Origin of the sequence: Burkholderia sp. AU31624 (assembly GCF_020420065.1) — a bacterium.
GTDB lineage: Bacteria > Pseudomonadota > Gammaproteobacteria > Burkholderiales > Burkholderiaceae > Burkholderia.
Genome location: NZ_JAIZRT010000007.1, coordinates 427,038 through 448,249, shown reverse-complemented (window position 1 = coordinate 448,249; position 21,212 = coordinate 427,038). Strand labels below are relative to the sequence as shown.

Genomic DNA, 21,212 nt, shown 5'->3' with positions numbered 1-21,212 from the left:
GTGCCATGAAGAGGCACTGAGATTGAGATGTCGAATGGCACTGGACTAGACCACGCATAAACCATCTGGTCGTCTGACGTCAGTAGCAACCGAAAATCAGCCCGCGATCTGGCGCTGCATGAGATAGAACCTCATGTCGTCGCGCCCCTGCATTGAAACCGGTTTCGGATCGCGATTAAAGCCGAGCATTTCATAAAATGGGTATGCCGATTCCCGCGCCGTACACCAGAGCAATAATCCACGCTGATCGCGGACATAACGAATGGATAGATTGACCAGAAGGCGTCCGAATCCCAGACCACGCACCGATGGATGGACGGCCATGCCGCGAAGGCGCCAGGCTTCAGCGTTCAAAACACCGGATTGTCCTTCTTGACACACCGACGCCACCGCCACAATGCCGTCGTTATCACGCACGGCAAAGTGCCTTGTCGTCGGGGCGAGGTCTCCGGGTAGCGCACTCCCTTCTTCATCTCCGGCCATCAAGATTGCGGCCCTGAGGGGATAGGTTTCTTCCGCGCGAACGGCGCAGATGGTAAAGCGCACATCTTGTGAAGTCATCTAATTGTCGGCTCGCTTCGTGACTCAGATAGTCTTCCGGTTCGCTTTCAGCATACCCACTCGCAAAATTATCAGTTGCCGGGCGTTACCAGTAAGGGTAATTTCCTATCCGTTATCTCTTTTTCAATCATACGCTAACTGCGATCACAGATGACGTCGAAAGTCTCGACAGATGCAGAGCTTGCCTACGACGAGATCCGATCGAGGATCTTTGACGGCCGCCTTGCGCCTGGGCAGAAAGTATCCCATCGAGGACTATCGGACGAACTCGGTTTCGGCCAAATGCCTGTGCGCAGCGCATTGCATTTGCTCGAGTCCGAAGGGCTGGTTGTCGTGATCGAAAAGAGTGGGACCTATGTCGCTTCGCCAACTACGAGCGATCTCCGCGAAATTTTTGAAATGCGGCTGGCCCTCGAGAGTACAGCGGCGTTTCTTGCAGCCAGGTCGGGCGTAACGGCAGACCTTCGCGACGCGGCAGAGAAAATGCAGGTGCTGATTGACCAGGACGTCGCGGACATCATGCTCGAGCAACGTGTTGGTTGGGTCTTTCATCAAGCGTTGTTTGCTGCAGCAAGGAACATCCGAATCTCATCGGCGTATGGTCTATTGCGAGCCCAAACCTTGGCGCTGAACGAACTCCCGCGTAGCGACGCCGAAACCGTTCGGCGCGGAACGATCGAGCACCTGAAAATCTTTCACGCAATCGAAGCAAACGACGGCGAGCTTGCGCGTCAGCATATGTGGAATCACATCGTTGACGGCACGCCCGCACGGATAAAACTACTCAAGGCGCGGCATGAACACGAAAAATAAGGGACTTTCCCTCCCGCTGCAAATGCTTGGCGGGCTTGTCCTGGGCGTCGCTTGCGGCGTATTTGCTCCTGGTTTTGCCGGGAAGCTGGGCTTTCTCAGTGCAATGTTCGGCCACGCGATCAAGATGGTCGTCATGCCGTTGATCTTCCTGTCGGTCACGGTCGGTGTCTTTCGTGCGGGCCGACTGCGCGAACGGCTCGGAAAGGTCGCACTATCCAGCATCGTCTTCTTCGTTTTGATGACTGGCCTGGCTGCGTCACTCGGCCTGCTGCTCAACTTCGCATTTCGACCGGGTCTCGGTGCGAGCCTCACGCACTCCGGATCGATGCCCGCAGCCCTCGCATCCAGCATCGACTGGACGAAATTTCTCGTTGATTTGATCCCCGCGAACATCGTCGCTGCGCTCGCTGCAGGGAATTCTCTCCCGGTGCTCGTTTTCGGTGTCATTTTCGGTGCCGCATTGGCGGCTGCCCCGGAGCGTGCCGAGCCCGCGATTGCCGTTTTCGAGGCGCTGCTGTCCGGCCTGTTCAAGATGACCCAGTGGGTGATCGCATGGTCGCCGCTCGCGATCTTCGCCGCGATCGCGCAGTTGCTGTCGGCCAAGGGCTTTGCCGGCGTGCACTCGCTCGTCGAGCTTCTGGGCGTGGCCTATCTCGGCATGGCGATTCTGGCGGTGGTACTCACCCTCGTCATTCGCGTCGCCGGTCAGTCGCCTCTCGCCGTTCTCAGGAAAGTGAAGGAACCGCTGATCCTGGGTTTCACGACGCGGTCGTCCGAAATTACCTACCCGTTGCACCTGAAGAAGCTGGTTGAATTCGGCGTTCCCCACGGCGTGGCGTCCACGATCTTGCCGCTCGCCTATATTTTCAATCGCGACGGCGCGGTCCTCTACACGGCCCTCGCGGTCGGCTATCTGGCCGACGCCTATCATCTCGCCTGGTCCTGGCCGCTGGTGATCACGATCTTGATTTTGACGATCATCACCATCGACGGGGCTGCCAATGTGCCCTCCGGAGCGATCGTCGCCATCACCATCGTGCTGACGTCGATCGGGTTGCCGGCCGATGCGGTGCTGCTGCTGTTGGGCGTCGACGCCTTTTTCGACATGGGGAGAACCGCCCTCAACGTCTACGGGAGCACGGCGGCGGCAGCTGTGGCGGTGAGACTTTCCGGTTCGGAGGACAGTATCGCCGCCGAAACCGCGACGCGTCAGGCGAGCGTGTGAGTGATTCGGAAGCGACGGGCACAGGGCGCTTCACTGTTGCGCCCGCCCATTGCAAGGCGCCGGGGCACATCCACTCGAGCATCCAGGTACGACGACGAGAACAGGATTGGATGATCGTTCGTTTCTATTGATCTTCGGTTAGCAGAACGACGGATCTTTTGCAGGAGAAACAGTATGGTTGGTTCAGAGTCCGCAGATTATTTCATGCTGCGCCTAGGCACGCCGCATCCGACATGGGCGTTAACCGATGACAGCAACGTGATTGGCATCGGCAATTGTGACGGCGTGGTGAGTGCCCTGTTCGAGCTGGATCGCAACCAAATCGCGCGGATTAGAGCATTGGGCCAATCGGTGGAGAGAATCAGGTGTATTTGCGACCGCGCGGGCCGGGAGCTGCACTTTTATCTCCACGGCAGACAGGTGTCTCCCGGCGTCTGGGCCGGAGTCGCGTCGGCCGATCCCGACTATCTGCCGACGGCCGCGATGATCGCAACATGGACAGTACCGACGAAGCCCTGCGATGCCTTCAAGTTTCCGAGCGTGAGTGCACGTCCGGTCGCATCCGTTAGCCCAGCCTAAACTGCGATCACAGATTATTGCGCAGGATCGAGCCGGGTAAGCCCCGACTGTCGGGGCCGATCGTTTGACATGCTCGTCCGGCTGCTCGCGCACACCGTTCAGTGCCTTTGGTTCTGGCACACTCAACCTCGGATCGCCAGGACCACTTTGCTGGCCAGTTCACCGGCCAGCGCTTTTCATTCATGGGTATTCGGTCATCGAGCGACGCCCTTTCATCGCGAACCTCAAGCACGAGACTACGCGGAAGCCTGCAAAACCATCCCGCCAATACTGCAGCAATCCCTGCGCCGCGCGTGACAAGACGCAACGCGTGAAGCTCGCCAAGCCCCACGCCCGTCCGCTCCAAGACCGAAAACTCCGCTCTCTTCAACCGCCCCCCTGCAGCGCTCACCGCATCGCCGCCCAAGCCCCCTGCTCGCCCCGAGCGCTACCGGTTCGAACAAAATCCGAAACATTCAGCGAAACCGTGTCGGCCTTCGCCTTTGAGCGCGTCTTTCGCGCGACTGCCAGGATCGGCGTCAAATGCTCGTAAAAGCATTCGAGCTGTCGTGCGTCAGACGCCAGTCGCTCAAGGTCGCACGCCTTCTCGAGAATCAATCGAGCAATATGAAAACGCTGAAGGCCGTGGCCGACCCGAATCTGAAACACGACGCCATCGCTGCTATGCGGCACCCCCGCCCACACAAGCGAACTGCGATCCATAAAGCCTCCGAAATATCCCAATCGTCACACCAATATGCCAGCCATCTCCGATGTTGCATATTTGTATTTCAAAATTGTGGCGTTTCACACATTGGCATTTTCGTAAAACACGAATATTGCGCCGCAGCAAAAGTGCTCGTAGACTGGGTTTGCGCGTCCGATGTAGTTGCCCGCAGTCGTCCCATGACGGGAGAGCACGCGATGACGACTTCTTCACCAGCACTGAACCCAGCACCCCCTGCGCTCCACGTGTTCCAGCAAGATGGCGGCTGGCACTGGGGCATCACGGTTCCTCGCTCCGCGGGATCCGGCTTCAAACTGATCGCATTCAGTACCGACATCTTTTCCACGGAAGACACCGCACAACGCGACGGCGATCGGGCGTTGGCCTCCATCGTCGCCCGTGACGTGCATTGAATCTGGCGGATCGGGCAATTGCGCCTTCCTTGAATTTTCACAGCCAACTGCAATACTCCTATCACCCTTCGTTGCGGGACCCTTTACCGCGCACGATGACGGCCTTCGTCCCTTGTCTGACCTATCCGATCGTCGGTGACGATCCAGCCCAGCCGGTCGCTGCCTGCGGCCTCGGTTGCGGTACGTTGCAATCAGGCTCCCGGCGAACGTCATACGAGAAAAATGCGGCACTGAGGCTGCTGCACCCACGCAACGGCGCATCGTGCTCGAAAGCAATCGAGAGACGATCATTGCCGCGGTCAATCGACAGGCGTTGCCGAAAGGCGGCCCGCAGACCCCACCCAACCAGTCAGACTGCTCGACCGAGGCCTGCGTGCGGGCCGGCATGCCGATAGCAGACAGGAGGCGTTACGTGAACATCCGGATCTTGATGCCCTGCACCCTGATTCTTGTTGCCCTCCATGCTCACGCGGTAGATATCACCGGCGCAGGCAGCACGTTTGCAGCACCGATCTACGCAAAGTGGGCCGATGCGTACAAGAAGGCGGGCGGCGGCAAGGTCAACTATCAAGGCATCGGCTCGTCGGGCGGCCTGAAGCAGATCAACGCGAAGACGGTCGACTTTGCCGGTTCGGACGCTCCGCTGAAGGATGACGAGCTCGCGAAGGCCGGCCTGTTCCAGTTCCCGACGGTGGTCGGGGGCGTGGTGCCGGTCGTCAACGTACCGGGCGTGAAGGCCGGCGAACTGACATTGTCGGGCCCGGTGCTCGCCGACATCTACCTCGGCAAGATCAAGAAGTGGAACGACCCGGCGATCGCCGCGCTGAACCCGAAGGTCAAGCTGCCGGACACGGACATCGCCGTGGTTCGCCGCGCTGACGGCTCGGGCACGAGCTTCATCTGGACGAACTACCTGTCGAAGGTCAACGACGAGTGGAAGTCGAAGGTCGGCGAAGGCACGACGGTCAACTGGCCGACGGGCACGGGCGGCAAGGGCAACGACGGCGTCGCAGCGTTCGTGCAGCGCCTGCCGGGCGCGGTCGGCTACGTCGAATGGGCGTACGCGAAGAAGAACAACATGGTCTACACGGCCCTGAAGAACTCGACGGGCACGGTGGTCGAGCCGAAGACGGAAACGTTCAAGGCCGCCGCTGCAGGCGCGAACTGGTCGAAGTCGTTCTATCAAATCCTGACGGACGAGCCGGGCAAGGACGCGTGGCCCGTCGTCGGCGCGACGTTCGTGCTGCTGCACGCAACGCAAGAGAAACCGGCACAAGGTGCGGAAACGCTGAAGTTCTTCGACTGGGCATTCCACAACGGCAGCCAGGCCGCCACGGAATTGGACTACATCTCGCTTCCCGAATCGGTGGTGTCCGAAATCCGCTCGCAATGGAAAACGCAAATCAAGGATGCGTCCGGTAAGCCGATTGCAAACTGAGGAGTCCGGATGAGCCGCGCAATCGCCCGCATTCGCCTCGCAGCGCAGGAGGACGCAACCGCCGATCGACGCACACCGCGATGGTGAGCGCGGCCTGATTGAAGCATGAGACGGACGCACTGCCGATCACGTTGCAATCAACGGACGATTTGAGCCATGCGCGAAGAAGCGCTTCACCGATCCAACGCGTTCCTGAAAAGCTGACCTCCATGCCTTGCGAAGCCTGCACGACCCTGCACGCGACGGCCGATCCTGTCGCCCATCGGGAACTGGTGGAATTGCACGAGCCAACGAAATTGCGGCCGCTAGGACGGCCTGCAATCGTCGTGCGACAGTATCGCTGCCGTCTTTGTCATACGAACTGGCTGGTGGAGTCCGATCCATTGCGAGCCGGCGTCACTGAATGGCTCTGCCTGAACGGGTCAGCGAACATTCTCGCGCCCTCTTCCACACCGCAGCCGAACGACATGGCACCCGGGCACCTGGGTGAAGCCGGTGTCGGGAATCCGACGTTGCCGCTGAACCCGGCCCACTGCGATGGGGGCAGCGCCATTTTTTTGCGCGCTACGGCAGGTAAGGCGTGATGTTCGTCAACGCGCGAGCAACGTATTCCTCCTTCTCCCCCACCGGCGCCACGTAGTGCAGTGCGCTCCGTGCGGCTTCCTCGCCCTCCAGGCGCGCAATGATCCATGCGGCCAGATACTGCGAAGCAAAGCAGCCACCTGCCGTTGCGACATTGCCTTGTGCGAAGAAAGGCTGATTGAGGACTTCGACGCCCGCCTCGACGACCCACGGCTTGGTCGTGAGGTCCGTGCATGCCGGGATGTTGTCGAGGAGGCCGAGTTTTGCCAGAACGAGCGTGCCCGAACATTGGGCACCAATCAGTTGCCGGGTCGGATCGAGATTGAGCTGCGCCATCAGCGTCGCGTCGTTGACGACATCCCGGGTTTGAATACCGCTCCCGACGATGACGGCATCCGCCGCGCGTGCGTCCGCCAACGTCGACTGCGCCTGAACGGTCACCCCGTTCATCGATGTGACGAAATGCTCCGGGCATGACAGCGTCACCCGCCAGTCGGGCTTCTTGATTCGGTTGAGTACGCCCAGCGCGATGAGGGAATCGAGTTCGTTGAAGCCCTGGAAGGTCAGAATCGCGATGTGCATGAGGTGCCCTGGCTGAGGTCTGTCGATGCATATTGCCAGATCGGCGCGATGGACGGATTGACGTTGACGAAAACTGATGGTTGCTGTTTCGGCCACGGGGGCGGGGTCGGAAGGTGCACGTCGCGTTCTCGCATCGGCGCGGCTTTCCGGGCCGGCAGTTCATGAAGCGTAGCTTCACCGGGGAATCGCTTTCCGTTTGGCCCGGTGGGTTCGGAAAGTCAGCGGACGGGCTGTCCGACAATCCGAGCCCACATCGCCCGAACGCGTCGCGCGCGGTCTTCGAAGAGATATGACGCCGCAAGCGTCAAGACACCTGAAATTGCACCCGTCACGATGTGCTCGACATAGGGGATGCGGTAGTGACTCGTGTGCGAGTAGGCGTCGCCCAACGTGGTCAGAACGCCAACGACCAGCGCATTGCCGTATCGATTCGCGTAGAGTTTTGCCACAGGCGTGAACGTCAGCAGTACAGCCAGGAGTCCGGTCAGCAGACCCGTATGAAATGCGATAGTCCAGTGGGCGAGGCTCATGATATTTCCCCAGCTCCCCGGCATGCACGTCATGCACGCACTGGTCGGCTGCCAGAAACGCTGGACAAACAGTCTGACGCGGTGATTCCACTCGGTTGACATGATGCATTCCCATCCATGCCGTCGCCACGGCCGGAGCCGCCATACGTATCGTTGAAACAGTTCCCGAACGCTGTAGCGAGCTCGCCGCCGTCGTCACGGATCAGTCGGCTGTGTGCCGTAGAGATTTGGCAATGCCGGACATGGAGGAATACTACTCCACGATTAGACGGCCGCTGTTTCGATCGAGACCGAAATTTCAACGCTCGAGTCTATCGGGGCGGCCCCGTCCGTGATGCGTGTCGAACGAGGTGCTTGTGTGCGAAGTCGCGGGCCGGCATCGATCCGTTGCGGTCATCGGCCCCGCTCCGAAGCAGTCATGCGACGCGGCCGCAATACTTGGTCAGACAACACGGCGAGCACGTGGCTTCCAGATGTTCGTACGTGGCACGTATTTCTCATACCCCGTTCCGTCATCGACGCCGACGACCTGATGGCCGAAACACTCAACCATCGCAACAAGGCTGCCGGTGCCGCCATATGGATAACCATGCGGGTTGAACTCCAACACATGCTGTGTTGCTCGCGGTCGGATTGCAATGAGGTCGTAGTCTCCATTCCAGAATGCATCAAGCATGGACGCTAGGTCCCATCCAGGCGTCGGCATCTCAGGAGAATGTCGCTTCGGCAGCGGAGTGGAAAACCAATATTCGTTCCACTCAGCCATTTCCTCCGCGGTCAGGCTCGGGAAGTAGGCGCGTTCAGCCTCGGTCAGATAGGCTGATAGTTGCGACTCGTCGGCGGGCTCATCGCTATCTTTTGCAGCCTTCACGAGGTCAAAGAATTCCGTCAGTCGCTGTAAGGCCTTCTCGCCATTCGATTCGAACTCAACATAGCAGTAAACCGGACCGCCTGGAGCGGCGGTTGCTTCTATGATCTTGTCTAAGGACGAGGCGGGACGTGTAGCCGAAGCCGTAACACGCTTTTTGAAAGGCCACATATGTGATTCGAATCAGTATACGTAGTTGGTGCATCAGGGCGCTTTGACTACCTATTGTCCGCGATTTATGTGGCTGCGTCGAATGTCTCAAGCTGGCCGAACCCGGCCCCGCGACGAAGGTCGCGTTGCGTCGACGGAGTCCTTGGACGCCGAAGGCGGATGCCGATCCGAAATGGTCAGTTTGAATGCCCCGAATCACTGGAGCGGGCCAGGTACTGCCCGAGGTAATTGACCACAACAGTCCTTGTCGACGACGTTCAAATTTCATTAGACAGGATATGAAAACGTCGAAATCTGGATAAACGGTTGAATCTGCAATTGAAATCCGTAGGGGGGCGTATGTGCGTGGTCGAAACGCCCTCCGAACAGCCGTGCAGCAGAAAATTCGATATGCGTGCGTTGATCATCTCGAATGACACGCGCCCCCGGACAATTGAGCAGGTTAAGCCGAACAAATGGCTCTGCAAACCCTTCATTCTTGAACAAAACCTCGACGTCGCAATCGAGCGGCCATATCGTTAGACTCACGGAAAGAGGCGCTCTCGAAACGAGATACTGATAGTAAATTCCATACTCGCCCACCACCGGAACGACTTCAAGTGCTTCAAGAAAATCCAACGGTTCCCACGAGAAATTTGGCATTGAGCTTCCTGTCGTATCGCAGCCGGGCCTTGTGTGGGCTCGACCCCAGCGCATCTGATCCTCGTTTGGATCGACCTCATAGTTGTTAGATTTTCTGCGATCTCCCCAACGATGTCGAACGACCACTTCTGGCTGCGGATTCAACCCGTCGATGCAACGAATTGGTGAAAGCGCTCAGCCGGTGTATCGAAGTCTAGCGTCTTTCGAGGACGCTCATTGAGCCGCCTGGCAACAGCGTTGAGCTGTGGCCTGTGAATAGGCCGAGAGGTCGATCCCTTTTGGGAAATACTGTCGGACGTGCCAATTGTCGGCAACTTCAACCCAAGTGTCGACTGACCGTTCGTGACCGGCCGCTATCCAATGCGGCCGCCCAAATACGCCCCGTTGCTGCAGATCGAGCCGTTGCATCTCGACGGCAAGTGTCAGAGCACAACGGCCACGCGTTCCGAAGCTCCGAAAGCTTGCCCTCCCTCGACGGATCGGCTTCAGCAACTGAAAGCCCGGCGCATCTCGCGATTGACCTGACTCCAGCCCCGCACGCAGCACGACTTGCGCCCCCAATGGCAAGCAACGATCAGAGATCTCCGCGCACTTCACCGGTTCCCAGCGCGCTCCGCTGCCGGTTGACTTCCGCCCAAAGCTCATCGCTGTCGTCGTTGCGCAGCACGACCATCCAGTCCAGTTGATCGTCGGTCACGCCGAAATATTCCAGGATTTCCCGGCGAGCCGCATCGATGAACTGCGCGTATTCCGGAGTTGCCTGCGCCCGCGCGTGCAAGGCGTCATATTCGGCATCGTCCGCGCCGCCGCCGTGCTCGTCGATATAGCGCGAGATCCACTGGTCCCGTTCGTGGTCGTAGTCCGCCTCGGCGCGCATCGCCTGCAAAGCCGTGTAAAGATCCAATTGGGCAAACGCGGCGATCGCCGCCGTTGTCGCCTCGTCGAATGGTGTCGTCATTTCATCTCTCATGTCGTTCATCGCACATCATCGCACGGGCCGCACCCGGGCCGGCCCCTCGAATACGAACCGCGCGCACATGCCATAATTCGCCCGTTCCCGAGCTACCGGATGCATCGTGTCATACGCGAAATGATTTTGATCAGATCACTTGCCGCCTGTCTGTTGATGGCTGGATGTCTTGCTGCGGCGCACGCCGAGACGTATCCACCCGAAGTATCGAGAAACATCGACAAGCTTCAGTCCCAATGTGCCCGCAAGTCCAACGATCCCAAGGCGCCCGCCTGCATCGAATACAAGGCGACGTTGGCCCGCACCATTCCCTCTGCCGTCCAGGCATTGATGCATCAGGAAGAAGTCGCCAATGACCAATGCCGGAACGGTCCGGCACCGAAGTTGTTGCCTGACGGGCAATATGCGCCGGGAAGCGCGTGCGCACAACGCGAACAACTGATGAAGACCCTTCACCAGCACAACTGGTGCTGGGGTCACACGGACATGGATAGCTACCTTCCGGGTTGGGTGATCTGTCATCCCGGTGAATGGCAGTAAGGCCGCACCGATAGCGGGACAGCATTCCGCAAGGCTGTGCAGGCGGATTGCAGGTTCCGCCTTCGCCGGCGATGCTCGCACCTGCTGGTGCCGCAGCAAACAGTCGAACAGGTTTCCCGGCCATCCGTCCAGTCGCTCGATCTGCCTTTGCAGCGCTAATCCTCGCCGCCGTCCTGGCATCAGCAACGGGCGCTTGTCCCGGCGGACTTTCCTGAACCTCCCGTTTCAGCCTGAAACGGCGGTCCTGAAATGTGCGTCGACGGATCGCAATGGGCTGCAGATTCAACCCGACGACGCCACGCACTCGAAGTTGCCTTCAGCCGCCAAACCGCCAGCCATATTCAATGGCTGGCGAGCCGCATCCCCACGCATCAGGACGGACGTTTCCCACGGGGGCCAGCGGGTTTGCCCGCCGGCTTGCGTGCGCCCGCCGCCGGCTTGCCGGCAGATTTGCCACGCGGCTTCTGCGCGCTGAACGGACTGCCGATGGTGTAGTCCGGTCCGTTACCGGCCGGCTTCCCGTGCGGCGCGGCAGCCTTGCGCTTGTTCTCACCACCTTGCGGACGCGGCTTTTTACCCGCCACCGGCACGGCAGCCGACGCAGCGTGCGGCACTTTCGGCTTCTTGGGCTTTTTGGGTTTCTTGATGATCTCGCCCGTCGCGCTGGTTTCCGGCACGCGATGTTCGGCCTCGAAACCCGGCTCTTCTTCACGGCGCAGCGTTTGCTTGATCAGCGCTTCGATCGCGGCCAGTTGCGGCGCCTCATCCGCGCACACCAGGGACACCGCCACGCCGCTGGCGCCCGCGCGGCCGGTACGGCCGATGCGGTGCACGTAGTCTTGCGCCACGATCGGCAGGTCGACGTTGATCACCAGCGGCAGGTCGTCGATATCCAGCCCGCGCGCCGCGACATCGGTGGCCACCAGCATCTGGACTTCGCCCGTCTTGAAGCGCTCCAGCGCACGCAGGCGCGCCGGTTGAGGCTTGTCGCCGTGGATGGTGTCGACGGCATAGCCCGCTTCGTCCAGCATCGCCGCCAGGTAATCCACGCCATTGCGCGTCTTGACGAACACCAGCGCATGCTCCCACTTGTTCTCGGCCACGAGGTGCATGAAAAGATCGGGCTTGTTCCGCTTGTCCACCGTCACCACCCACTGCTTGATCTTGCTGGCCGTGGCATTGGGCGGGCTGACGCTGATGTTGACCGGACTGCGCAGAATGGTCGCCGCCATCGCGCGGATATCGTCGCTAAACGTGGCCGAGAACAGCAGCGTCTGGCGCTGCACGGGCAGCGCGGCAAAGACGGCGTTGAGCTCGCGTGCAAAGCCGAGATCCAGCATGCGGTCGGCTTCGTCCAGCACCAGCGTCTGCACCTGATCGAACTGCACCGCGTTCTGGCGATTGAGGTCCAGCAAACGGCCCGGCGTGGCCACGAGCACATCCACGCCCTTGCGCAACTTCATCATCTGCGGATTGATGCTCACGCCGCCGTAAGCGGCCAGAAACCGCAAATCGAGGCCCTTGCCGTAAGCGATGAAGCTTTGCAGCACCTGTTCAGCCAGTTCACGCGTGGGCACCAGCACCAGCACACGTGCGCGGTTGCTGGACACCGCCGGGCCGTGTTGCACCAGCCGCTGCAACAGCGGCAGCGCAAAACCCGCCGTCTTGCCCGTGCCGGTCTGGGCGCCCGCCATCACGTCCTTGCCACCGAGCACGGCAGGAATCGCCTTGGCCTGCACCGGCGTGGGGGCCTGGTAATTGAGGTCCTGCAGGTTACGCAGCAAGGGATCTATCAGGCCGAGCGAGGCAAAAGACATGGACGTATTCCGGACTAAAACCGCAATTCTAGCGGTTGCCGGGCGGATCAAGGCCCACAACGCCGTCTGGGCGGCGCCGACGGGGAGCGACGCCACGGCCAACCGACAGCCGCCGCTGGCGCGAAGCAAGCAAATCAACTCCCTCTTCCCGCATCAAATCGTCTCTCGCAGCCACGCAATCCCTTGGCCCGTCCATCGCTGGTGGGGGCACAAGATGAGGGGAACGCACCTGTCTCGCGCCTCCCGATTGGCGCCGAAGGCAGGCTTGCGCCGCTCGACGCCGCTCGATGACGAAAGCCAGGTGATAAGCTCGATGCCGACGCGCGATCGCACATCGACGCGCGCCACACCCTGCCCCTACGACCGCCACGAGCCTGCCATGCCCCTCGCCCCTTCCGTCCTCTCCGCGTTCACGCCGACCGGCAAGCTGCGCGCGTCGATCAACCTCGGCAACCCGATCCTCGCGAACCGCGACCCGGCGACGGGCGAACCGTTCGGCGTGTCGATCGACCTTGCGCGCGCGTTCGCCGAGCGCCTGTCGGCCGAGCTGGAACTGGTCGTGTTCGACACTGCCGGCAAATCGGTGCAGGCGCTGACCGACGAGCGCGCCGACTTCGGCTTCTTCGCGGTCGATCCGCTGCGCGGCGAAACGGTCGCGTTCACGGCGCCGTACGTGCTGATCGAGGGGTTCTATCTCGTGCGCGACGCGTCGCCGATCCGCACGAACGCGGACGTCGACCAGCCCGACCACCGCGTGACCGTCGGCAAGGGCAGCGCCTACGACCTGTTCCTCACGCGCGAACTGAAAGCCGCGCAGATCGTGCGCGCGCCGACGTCGCAAGCGGTCGTGCAAACCTTCGTCGAGCAGCAACTGGAAGTGGCCGCAGGCGTGAAGCAGCAGCTCGAGACAGACGCCGCTAAAACGCCTGGCCTGCGCCTGCTCGACGAGCGGTTCATGGTGATCCGGCAGGCCATGGGCGTGCCGAAGAGCCGCGGCGAAGCGGCCGCGGCGGCATTGAATGCGTTCGTCGAGGAAATGAAGGCGTCGGGCTTCGTCGCGGATTCGCTGCGGCGGCATGGCATCTCGGGCGCATCCGTCGCGCCGCAAGCGTGACGGCACGGGGCGTCACGCAGCGATCTACAGCGGCGATCGCCCCGCTTTGCGGCCGCCCGACTCCGCGCGGCCGCGTCGGGTGCAGGAAGCCGTGATCGAGATGAAGACGTCGGGCATGGGCGGAACCGACCTTCGCGACTGCCGATACAGATCGGACCGCAGATCGGCGCTTCCGATTGTCCGACTCGGCCGGGTGGATACGACCGGCCGGGAAGCGCCGGCGCTCAGTACGACTTGACCGCCACCGTGGCCGGCGACTCGCTCAACGGGACAAATTGGCGCGTCGCGCCGTCGAGTGCGTCGATGCGCCCCATCTCGATGTCGTAGACCCAACCGTGCAGGTTCATGCGTCCTTGTTCGAGCGCAAGCGCAACCGACGGATGCGTGCGCAGGTTGGCGAGCTGCGCGATCACGTTCTCGCGCACCAGACCGTCGAGCTTGTCCCGAGGGGAGTCGAACTGATGCGCGGCATTGATGGCTTTCGCGGCATCGGAATGGCGCAACCAGTTCGCAACAGCCGGCATATGGTCGAGACACGTACACCGTGAGATCGCGCCCATCGCGCCGCAATCCGAGTGCCCGCAAATGACGATATCCCGCACGCCGAGCACGGCGACCGCATACTCGACCGTGGCCGACACGCCGCCCGGTTCCGGTCCATACGACGGGACGATGTTGCCCGCGTTGCGAATCACGAACAGTTCGCCCGGCTCGCGCTGCGTCAGCAGCTCGGGCACCACGCGGCTGTCCGAGCACGTCACGAACAGCGCCTTGGGATTTTGGGCGGTGGCGAGCTGCTTGAACAGCTCGACACGTTGCGGATAGACCTCGCGCTGAAAGCGCAGGAAGCCGTCGATGATGTCGCGCACGGGACTCTCCTGATACGAATTCACGGCGGGCGGGCAACGCGATCGTACGCTGCCGTCCGCCAGGGCGGGCGACATTATCGCAGATCGGCGACGTCGTGATGAGGCCGGCGCGGACGTCGGTCAGCCGGACTACCTCGGCGCCCCCCATGCGCGCGCGGCGCATTCGATCCGGTCCCCCCGGGACCGAAAACCCGGCACGCTCCGGGGAAGTCCGCCGCACCGACGCACCACCCTAAGTGGCCGGCGGCGCCCTTGATTCGATTGCGGGTTTCGGTATATTTGCGGGACACACGAGGGGATGGCGCACTCGCAAAAATAGGGCGCCCTCAAACGACCAAAAAGCCTATAACCGAGAACAACGATCATGTCCGGCACCTACGACCTTACGCTCGTCGTACTTTCCTGCCTGCTTTCGATCCTCGCATCGTTCACGGCACTCAATATCTCCGATCGCCTGAATCTCATCGGGAATCGTTCGATCTGGCCCTGGATCGCGTTCGGCGGGTGCATCATGGGGCTCGGCATCTGGTCGATGCATTTCGTCGCCATGCTGGCATTTCACCTGCCGGTCGCTGTCGGATACGATATTCCCACCACCGTCGCTTCCTTGCTCATCGCGATTGCTGCTTCGACAGTCGGCTTCGCCCCGCTCGCCCGCTTCGCCCTGCACTGGCCGCAACTCATTGTCAGCGCAATCGTCATGGGGCTGGGCGTCGCCGGCATGCACTATCTCGGCATGCAGGCAATGAGCATCTGCTCCGGTATTCGATACCAGCCCTGGTTGGTCGTGCTGTCCGTCATCATCGCGATCCTGGCAAGCGGCGCCGCCTTGTTGCTGGCCTTCGACCTGCGCAGGCCGAGCACCTTCGGCAGGACACGCCAGATCGGTTCGGCCATCGTCATGGGCGTGGCCGTGTGCGGGATGCACTATTGCGGCATGGCAGCAGCCAGTTTCGAACGAGGCAGCGACGCGACCGCAACCCTCGCCAATCTACCCGCACCGTGGCTGGCCGGTATCGTCGTGACGGTCAGCCTGGTGATTTTCCTGGTTGCCGCCGTGATCATGCTGCTGGATGCCAGGATCAACACCCAGGCGCGAGAACGCGTTCAGGCAACATTGAGCACCCATCTCGATCGACGGAATCCGACTCGCTAAGAGCGCACGCTCGACTGCATCCGGGCCCGTCAAACGGGCCTTTCCCCCCCGCTCTCCCGGCCCGGCACACCCGGTGCACGGGTGGCCGGCCGCTTCGGCGCGCCGGCCTGTCCCGCCGGGGTAAGACCGCATCCGAGGGGGCTCACCCCACAACGAACTCGCCCTAGCCCAGCCAGCGCGCATCGGGCCAGTCGCCCTGGTCGAACGTCGCCTTCACGCAATCGAGCAGCACACCGACCACGCAGCGAACGGGTGCGGTCGCCTGCCGGCTGCTGGGCGCCGCGAGCACGATCGTGCGCCGGACGCCCGGCGACGCGAGCGGTGCCGCGCTCAGGATCCCGCGCTCGACCTCCTGCGTCACGCCGACGGCCGGCAGGATCGTCCAGCCGTGGCCTTGCGCGACCAGTTCCTTCTGCACGCTCAGCGCATTGGTTTCGGCGAACACCTGCAACGTCACGCCCGCCTCGGCCGCCGCGTGCTCGATCGCCGCCCGCAGGCCCTGCGGCGCGGAGGGCAGGATGAACGGCTCGCGTGCGACCCGATCCAGCGACACCGGCCGCTTGTGCGACAGCTTGGCCGACGGCGCCGCGACGGCCCACAGACTCTCGTCGATCAACGCCTTGACGTGCAGCGCGGGCGTCTCCTTCTGCCCGTACAGCAGCGCCGCATCGACATCCCCCGCTTCGAGCCAGTCCTGCAGGTGGCCCGCATAGCCGATCGTGAGCCGCAGCCGGATGTGCGGGTAGCGCCGTGCCACCTCGCCCGCCAGCCGCGTGGCCAGGAGATCCGACGTGCTGGCCAGCAGCCCGATGCTCACGATGCCCGCCACCGGCCCGTCGGTCGGCTGGATCTCGGCCTTGGCGCGCGCCACCTCGTTGAGGATGCGGCGCGCGTATTCGAGCATCGTCTTGCCCGACGACGTGAGTTGCATCCCGTGACGGCTGCGGTCGAACAATTCCGTCCCCATGTCCTCCTCGAGCAGGCGCAGCTGGCGCGACACGGCCGGCTGCACGAGATTCAACAGGCCCGATGCCCGGGTGACGTTGCCCGTTTCGGCCACGGTGACGAACGCACGCAATTGCTTGAGATCCATCGCGGATACCTCGATACCAAAAACTGATTCGACGATCAGGAAATTCTATTGTTTAAGAAATCCATCAAAACTTATTATGGACTCGACCCATGCCAATGACGAGACACGATTCATGAGCGCCTCCGTTTTCTCCGCCCCCGACCAGTACCAGGCAATCCGCGACGCGATACGCAGCCTGTGCAATCAGTTTCCGGCCGACTACCACCGCAAGATCGACGAGGCGCGCGGCTATCCCGACGCGTTCGTCACCGCCCTCACGCAGGCCGGCTGGCTGGCCGCGCTGATTCCGCAGGAATACGGCGGCCCGGGGCTGTCGATGGCCGAGGCGTCGGTCATCATGGAAGAGATCAACCGCTCCGGCGGCAATTCGGGCGCGTGCCACGGCCAGATGTACGTGATGAACACCATCGTGTTCAGCGGCACCGACGCGCAGAAGCAGCGCTACCTGCCGCGTATCGCAGCGGGCGAACTGCGCGTGCAGTCGATGGGCGTGACCGAGCCGACCACCGGCAGCGACACCACCAAGCTCAAGACCACGGCCGTGAAGAAGGACGGTCGCTGGGTCGTCAACGGCCAGAAGGTGTGGATCTCGCGGGTTCAGCACAGCGACCTGCTGATCCTGCTCGCACGCACCACGCCGCTCGACCAGGTGCAGAAAAAGAGCGACGGGCTGTCGTGCTTCATCGTCGAGCTGGACAAGGCGATCGGCAACGGCCTCACGGTGCGCCCCATCCTCAACATGGTCAATCACGAGACCAACGAGCTGTTCTTCGACAACCTGGAGCTGCCGGAAGACGCGCTGCTCGGCACCGAAGGCAAGGGGCTGAAGGTGATCTTCGACGGCCTGAACGCCGAGCGCACGCTGATCGCGGCCGAGTGCATCGGCGACGGCTACTGGTTTCTCGAGAAAGCGCGCGACTACGCGAGCGAGCGCAAGGTGTTCGGCCGCCCGATCGGGCAGAACCAGGGCATCCAGTTTCCGCTCGCGGAATCGTTCATCGAGCTGGAGGCCGCGAACCTGATGCGCTGGCGCGCCTGCGAGAAGATCGACGCGCGCCAGAACGCCGGGGTCGAGGCCAACATGGCCAAGTACCTGGCGGCCAAGGCAAGCTGGGAAGCGGCCAATGCGTGCCTGCAGACGCACGGCGGCTTCGGTTTCGCCTGCGAATACGACGTGGAGCGCAAGTTCCGCGAAACGCGCCTTTACCAAGTTGCGCCGATTTCCACCAACATGATCCTCGGGCACGTAGCCGAGCATGTGCTGCAGCTGCCCCGTTCCTACTGATTCCGGAAGGATTCCTCTCCATGAAGATGCTCGTCCCCGATCGGCCAGAACGGCAAGATCGTCGCGCCGCAGCGGTACGTCGCGGTCGGTATCTCGGTGGCGATCCAGCATTTGGCCGGCGTGAAGGAATCGACGGTAATCGTCGCGATCAACAAGGATTCCGAATCACATATCTTTATCGTGATCGACTGCAGCCTCGAAGTCGATCTGTTCGCGGCCGTGCCCGAACGAGTCAACGCATGGTGACGGCCAGGGGAGCCGGCACCGGAAATACAGGCGCCGGCTGCCTGCCGGACACTTCCATCATCGAGCACGAAACACCATGAGTGTCGCGCCTTCCGAATCCTTCGACGCGTGGGTCGGCCGCAGTGAAGACAGCGCGGACCGGATTACCCAGGCACCCATCCGCCTGCTGCAGGCGGCACTGGACTACGCGAACCCATCCGAACTCCCCGCGACACTGCCGCCGCTGTGGCACTGGCTGTACTTCCTGCCGGGCGAGCGTCAGTCGAACATCAGCGTCGACGGTCACCCGCGGCGCGGCGGCTTACTGCCGCCCGTCACGCTGCCACGCCGCATGTGGGCCGGCGGACGGCTGCAGTTCCTGCGGCCGCTGGCCGTCGATGCGCCCGTGCAGCGCCGGTCGACGATCCTGAGCGTGCAGAGCAAGTCCGGCCGCAGCGGCCGGCTAGTGTTCGTGACTGTGCTGCATGAGATCGGCGACGCGCAAGGCGTGGCGATCCGCGCAGAACAGGACATCGTGTATCGCGACGCGCCGCCTCCCGCCGCTGCCGGCGCACCGGCACCGGCACCGGCACCGCAGCCGGCACCCGCGCCGACGGACGAACAGTATTCGCGCATCGTCACGCCCGATCCGGTGCTGCTGATGCGCTTCTCCGCGCTCACCTTCAACGGCCACCGGATTCACTACGACCGGCCTTACGCGATGCAGGAAGAAGGCTATCCGGGCCTCGTGGTGCACGGCCCGCTGATCGCGATGCTGCTGCTGGAGGAACTGCGCCGCACGCATCCCTGCAAGATTATTCGCCGCTTCGAGTTCAAGGCTGTGAGCCCGCTGTTCGACACCGCGCCGTTCACGGTAAACGGCAAGCTCGAAGGACATGCCGCCCGCCTGTGGGCGCGCGGCCCGCAAGGGCAGCTGGCCATGCAGGCCAGCGCCGAACTGGAATAACGATCCGACCATGCAAGCTCGCAAAGCTCAACCCGGCCCGCTCAGCGGGATGACCGTCGTCACGCTCGAACACGCGATTGCCGCGCCGTTCTGCACGCGCCAGCTCGCCGACCTCGGCGCCCGCGTCATCAAGGTGGAGCGCCCCGGCGTGGGCGATTTCGCGCGGGCGTACGATCACCGCACCCGCGGTCTCGCGTCGCATTTCGTGTGGACCAACCGGTCGAAGGAAAGCCTCACGCTGGACCTGAAGCAACCGGCCGCGCAGGCGGTGCTGGGCGAACTCGTGGCCCAGGCCGACGTGCTGGTGCAGAACCTCGCGCCCGGCGCGGCCGCGCGCATGGGCCTGTCGTTCGATGCGCTGCACGCGAAGCACCCGCGGCTGATCGTCTGCGACATCTCGGGCTATGGCGCCGATGGCCCCTACCGCGACAAGAAAGCGTACGACCTGCTGATCCAGAGCGAGGCGGCGTTCCTGTCGATCACGGGCACGGCCGACGAGCCCTGCAAGGCCGGCATTTCAATCGCCGACATCGCGGCGGGCATGTATGCGTACACGGGCATCCTCAGCGCGCTCCTGCAGCGCGGCGTCACGGGCATCGGCTCGCACGTGGAAATTTCGATGCTCGAGGCGCTGGCCGAGTGGATGGGCTTCCCGATGTACTACGCCTACGACGGCCAGCAACAGCCGGGCCGCAACGGCGCCGCGCACGCGACCATCTACCCGTACGGCCCGTTCAAGGCCGGCGACGGCCGCGTCGTGATGCTCGGCCTGCAGAACGAGCGCGAATGGAAAGCGTTCTGCGATGTCGTGCTGCGCGACCCGGCGCTCGCGACCGATCCGCGCTTCGACGCCAACGTGCACCGCTCGGAACACCGTGCGGAACTGAAGGCCGTGATCGAACAGGCGTTTTCCGCACTCACCGCGCAGGACGTGATCGCGCGGCTCGACGAAGCGCAGATCGCGAACGCCGCCGTGAACCGGATCGGCGATCTCTGGACGCATCCGCAACTGCACGCGCGCCAGCGCTTTCGCACGATCGACTCGCCGGCCGGCGAACTGCAGGCGCTGCTGCCGCCCGCCACGATCGACAGCTTCGACGTGCGCATGGATGCGGTGCCCGCGCTGGGCGAGCACAGCGCGGCCATCCTGCACGAACTCGGGCGCACCGACGCCGATATCGAACAACTGCGCGCCGCCGGCGTGATATGAGCCATGTCCAAGCCCCTCTCCCCCGTCCATCACGCGCGCAGCCTGCTGTTCGTGCCGGCCACCCGCCCCGAGCGCTTTGCGAAGGCGCTCGACTCGGGCGCCGACTGCATCATCGTCGACCTCGAGGATGCCGTCAGCCCCGACAGCAAGGACGACGCACGCGCGCAGCTTGCGCAGCACCTGCCGCTGCTGACGGCCGAGCAGCGTGCGCGCACCGTCGTGCGCGTGAACGCGGTCGGCACGCCGTGGCACGACGCGGACCTCGCGCTGCTGAGCGACTGGGTCGCGGACGGCGTGGTCGTGATGCTGCCGAAGTCCGAGGATGCGGGCGCGCTGCGCTCGGTGGCGGCGCAGCTCGGCGAGCACGCGCAACTCGTCGCGCTGATCGAATCGCTGGCCGGGCTCGACGCGGCCGATGCGCTGGCGCGCGACCCACAGGTCGTGCGCGTCGCGTTCGGGCATCTGGATTTCCAGCTCGACGTCGGCATGCGCGCGACGCCCGACGAGCCGGAGCTGGCCTTTGCGCGCAATGCGATCGTGGCCGCGTCGCGTCGCGCGCAGTTGCCCGCGCCGATCGACGGCGTGACCACGCGCACCGACGATGCCGAGCGCCTGACGGCCGATGCGCGGCGTGCGCGCGCGTTCGGTTTCGGCGGCAAGCTGTGCATCCACCCGGCGCAGGTCGCCGGCGTGAACGATGCGATGGGTTATTCGGAAGACGAGCAGGCGTGGGCGCGCCGCGTGATCGACGCAGCCACGAAACACGGCGGCGCCGCGTTCAGCCTGGACGGCCGAATGGTCGATCTTCCGGTGATCCGGGCGGCCGAGGCGATCATCGCCGGTACGCGGAAATAAT

The 21,212-nt window shown here is 62.9% G+C and carries 24 protein-coding genes and 1 pseudogene; 14 read left to right on the top strand and 11 right to left on the bottom strand.

Annotation, left to right across the window (positions count from 1 at the left end; translation table 11 throughout):
• Positions 1-96 precede the first annotated feature (96 nt).
• Positions 97-561, bottom strand: coding sequence for a GNAT family N-acetyltransferase (locus LGM89_RS26350; protein WP_226274429.1), 465 nt, complete (start codon positions 559-561; stop codon positions 97-99).
• Positions 562-711: 150 nt separating this feature from the next.
• Between LGM89_RS26350 and LGM89_RS26345 the strand changes: the two genes are divergently transcribed.
• The 3 genes from LGM89_RS26345 to LGM89_RS26335 all read left to right on the top strand — a co-directional run bounded on the left by LGM89_RS26345 (position 712) and on the right by LGM89_RS26335 (position 3,178).
• Positions 712-1,374, top strand: coding sequence for a GntR family transcriptional regulator (locus LGM89_RS26345; protein WP_089498778.1), 663 nt, complete (start codon positions 712-714; stop codon positions 1,372-1,374).
• Positions 1,358-2,599: a dicarboxylate/amino acid:cation symporter gene (locus LGM89_RS26340; RefSeq protein ID WP_089498779.1), complete on the top strand. Its 1,242-nt coding sequence runs from the start codon at positions 1,358-1,360 to the stop codon at positions 2,597-2,599. Before LGM89_RS26345 ends, LGM89_RS26340 begins: the two co-directional genes overlap by 17 nt.
• Before the next feature lie 174 nt (positions 2,600-2,773).
• Positions 2,774-3,178, top strand: coding sequence for a hypothetical protein (locus LGM89_RS26335; protein WP_089498780.1), 405 nt, complete (start codon positions 2,774-2,776; stop codon positions 3,176-3,178).
• A gap of 387 nt (positions 3,179-3,565) precedes the next feature.
• Here LGM89_RS26335 and LGM89_RS26330 read toward each other — a convergent pair whose 3' ends face one another.
• Positions 3,566-3,880 carry a hypothetical protein gene (locus LGM89_RS26330; protein WP_089498781.1) on the bottom strand — a complete coding sequence of 105 codons (315 nt, stop codon included), beginning with the start codon at positions 3,878-3,880 and terminating at the stop codon, positions 3,566-3,568.
• A 201-nt stretch (positions 3,881-4,081) separates the two neighbouring features.
• Here LGM89_RS26330 and LGM89_RS26325 point away from each other — a divergent pair, with 201 nt between their 5' ends.
• The 3 genes from LGM89_RS26325 (at position 4,082) to LGM89_RS26315 (ending at position 6,319) form a co-directional block, all read left to right on the top strand.
• Positions 4,082-4,297: a hypothetical protein gene (locus LGM89_RS26325; RefSeq protein WP_089444558.1), complete on the top strand. Its 216-nt coding sequence runs from the start codon at positions 4,082-4,084 to the stop codon at positions 4,295-4,297.
• 430 nt (positions 4,298-4,727) lie between these two features.
• Positions 4,728-5,735, top strand: a complete 1,008-nt coding sequence (gene pstS, locus LGM89_RS26320) for a phosphate ABC transporter substrate-binding protein PstS (RefSeq protein ID WP_226274527.1) — start codon at positions 4,728-4,730, stop codon at positions 5,733-5,735.
• A 98-nt stretch (positions 5,736-5,833) separates the two neighbouring features.
• Complete coding sequence (locus LGM89_RS26315; RefSeq protein WP_226204895.1) at positions 5,834-6,319, top strand: hypothetical protein; 486 nt, start codon at positions 5,834-5,836, stop codon at positions 6,317-6,319.
• Here the strand turns inward: LGM89_RS26315 and LGM89_RS26310 are convergent.
• The 6 genes and pseudogenes from LGM89_RS26310 to LGM89_RS26285 form a co-directional block, all read right to left on the bottom strand.
• Positions 6,300-6,899, bottom strand: coding sequence for a DJ-1/PfpI family protein (locus LGM89_RS26310; RefSeq protein WP_089498782.1), 600 nt, complete (start codon positions 6,897-6,899; stop codon positions 6,300-6,302). The genes LGM89_RS26315 and LGM89_RS26310 overlap by 20 nt on opposite strands.
• Before the next feature lie 218 nt (positions 6,900-7,117).
• On the bottom strand, positions 7,118-7,531 hold the full coding sequence (locus tag LGM89_RS26305; protein WP_226274428.1) for a hypothetical protein: 414 nt from the start codon (positions 7,529-7,531) through the stop codon (positions 7,118-7,120).
• A 340-nt stretch (positions 7,532-7,871) separates the two neighbouring features.
• A complete protein-coding gene (locus LGM89_RS26300) occupies positions 7,872-8,468 on the bottom strand; it encodes a hypothetical protein (RefSeq protein ID WP_226274427.1) in 597 nt (198 codons plus the stop codon).
• A gap of 267 nt (positions 8,469-8,735) precedes the next feature.
• The gene (locus LGM89_RS26295; protein ID WP_226274426.1) at positions 8,736-9,110 is read right to left on the bottom strand and encodes a hypothetical protein; all 375 of its coding nucleotides are present in this window, start codon (positions 9,108-9,110) and stop codon (positions 8,736-8,738) included.
• A gap of 140 nt (positions 9,111-9,250) precedes the next feature.
• A pseudogene (locus LGM89_RS26290) lies at positions 9,251-9,416 on the bottom strand (IS30 family transposase); the annotation flags it as partial.
• A gap of 268 nt (positions 9,417-9,684) precedes the next feature.
• The gene (locus LGM89_RS26285) at positions 9,685-10,068 is read right to left on the bottom strand and encodes an ATP-dependent protease (RefSeq protein ID WP_175240651.1); all 384 of its coding nucleotides are present in this window, start codon (positions 10,066-10,068) and stop codon (positions 9,685-9,687) included.
• 111 nt (positions 10,069-10,179) lie between these two features.
• On the opposite strand from LGM89_RS26285, the gene LGM89_RS26280 reads away from it, so the two are divergent.
• The gene (locus LGM89_RS26280; RefSeq protein ID WP_226274425.1) at positions 10,180-10,620 is read left to right on the top strand and encodes a hypothetical protein; all 441 of its coding nucleotides are present in this window, start codon (positions 10,180-10,182) and stop codon (positions 10,618-10,620) included.
• 371 nt (positions 10,621-10,991) lie between these two features.
• Here LGM89_RS26280 and LGM89_RS26275 read toward each other — a convergent pair whose 3' ends face one another.
• The gene (locus LGM89_RS26275; RefSeq protein ID WP_226274424.1) at positions 10,992-12,437 is read right to left on the bottom strand and encodes a DEAD/DEAH box helicase; all 1,446 of its coding nucleotides are present in this window, start codon (positions 12,435-12,437) and stop codon (positions 10,992-10,994) included.
• A 379-nt stretch (positions 12,438-12,816) separates the two neighbouring features.
• On the opposite strand from LGM89_RS26275, the gene LGM89_RS26270 reads away from it, so the two are divergent.
• Complete coding sequence (locus LGM89_RS26270) at positions 12,817-13,551, top strand: ABC transporter substrate-binding protein (RefSeq protein ID WP_226274423.1); 735 nt, start codon at positions 12,817-12,819, stop codon at positions 13,549-13,551.
• A 224-nt stretch (positions 13,552-13,775) separates the two neighbouring features.
• On the opposite strand, the gene LGM89_RS26265 is transcribed toward LGM89_RS26270, so the two are convergent.
• On the bottom strand, positions 13,776-14,420 hold the full coding sequence (locus tag LGM89_RS26265; protein WP_089476248.1) for a carbonic anhydrase: 645 nt from the start codon (positions 14,418-14,420) through the stop codon (positions 13,776-13,778).
• 364 nt (positions 14,421-14,784) lie between these two features.
• Between LGM89_RS26265 and LGM89_RS26260 the strand changes: the two genes are divergently transcribed.
• Positions 14,785-15,576, top strand: coding sequence for an MHYT domain-containing protein (locus tag LGM89_RS26260; RefSeq protein WP_089498786.1), 792 nt, complete (start codon positions 14,785-14,787; stop codon positions 15,574-15,576).
• A 163-nt stretch (positions 15,577-15,739) separates the two neighbouring features.
• On the opposite strand, the gene LGM89_RS26255 is transcribed toward LGM89_RS26260, so the two are convergent.
• A complete protein-coding gene (locus LGM89_RS26255; protein WP_226204904.1) occupies positions 15,740-16,669 on the bottom strand; it encodes a LysR family transcriptional regulator in 930 nt (309 codons plus the stop codon).
• A gap of 112 nt (positions 16,670-16,781) precedes the next feature.
• On the opposite strand from LGM89_RS26255, the gene LGM89_RS26250 reads away from it, so the two are divergent.
• The 5 genes from LGM89_RS26250 to LGM89_RS26230 all read left to right on the top strand — a co-directional run bounded on the left by LGM89_RS26250 (position 16,782) and on the right by LGM89_RS26230 (position 21,211).
• The gene (locus LGM89_RS26250) at positions 16,782-17,954 is read left to right on the top strand and encodes an acyl-CoA dehydrogenase family protein (RefSeq protein ID WP_226274422.1); all 1,173 of its coding nucleotides are present in this window, start codon (positions 16,782-16,784) and stop codon (positions 17,952-17,954) included.
• A 39-nt stretch (positions 17,955-17,993) separates the two neighbouring features.
• Positions 17,994-18,200, top strand: coding sequence for an FAD-binding protein (locus LGM89_RS26245; RefSeq protein ID WP_413227483.1), 207 nt, complete (start codon positions 17,994-17,996; stop codon positions 18,198-18,200).
• A gap of 76 nt (positions 18,201-18,276) precedes the next feature.
• On the top strand, positions 18,277-19,146 hold the full coding sequence (locus LGM89_RS26240; protein WP_226274421.1) for a MaoC family dehydratase N-terminal domain-containing protein: 870 nt from the start codon (positions 18,277-18,279) through the stop codon (positions 19,144-19,146).
• Between the two features lie 10 nt (positions 19,147-19,156).
• Positions 19,157-20,356, top strand: a complete 1,200-nt coding sequence (locus LGM89_RS26235) for a CaiB/BaiF CoA transferase family protein (RefSeq protein ID WP_226274420.1) — start codon at positions 19,157-19,159, stop codon at positions 20,354-20,356.
• Between the two features lie 3 nt (positions 20,357-20,359).
• Entirely contained in the window at positions 20,360-21,211 is an 852-nt protein-coding gene (locus LGM89_RS26230; protein ID WP_226274419.1) for an HpcH/HpaI aldolase/citrate lyase family protein, read from the top strand.
• Position 21,212: the final 1 nt, after the last annotated feature.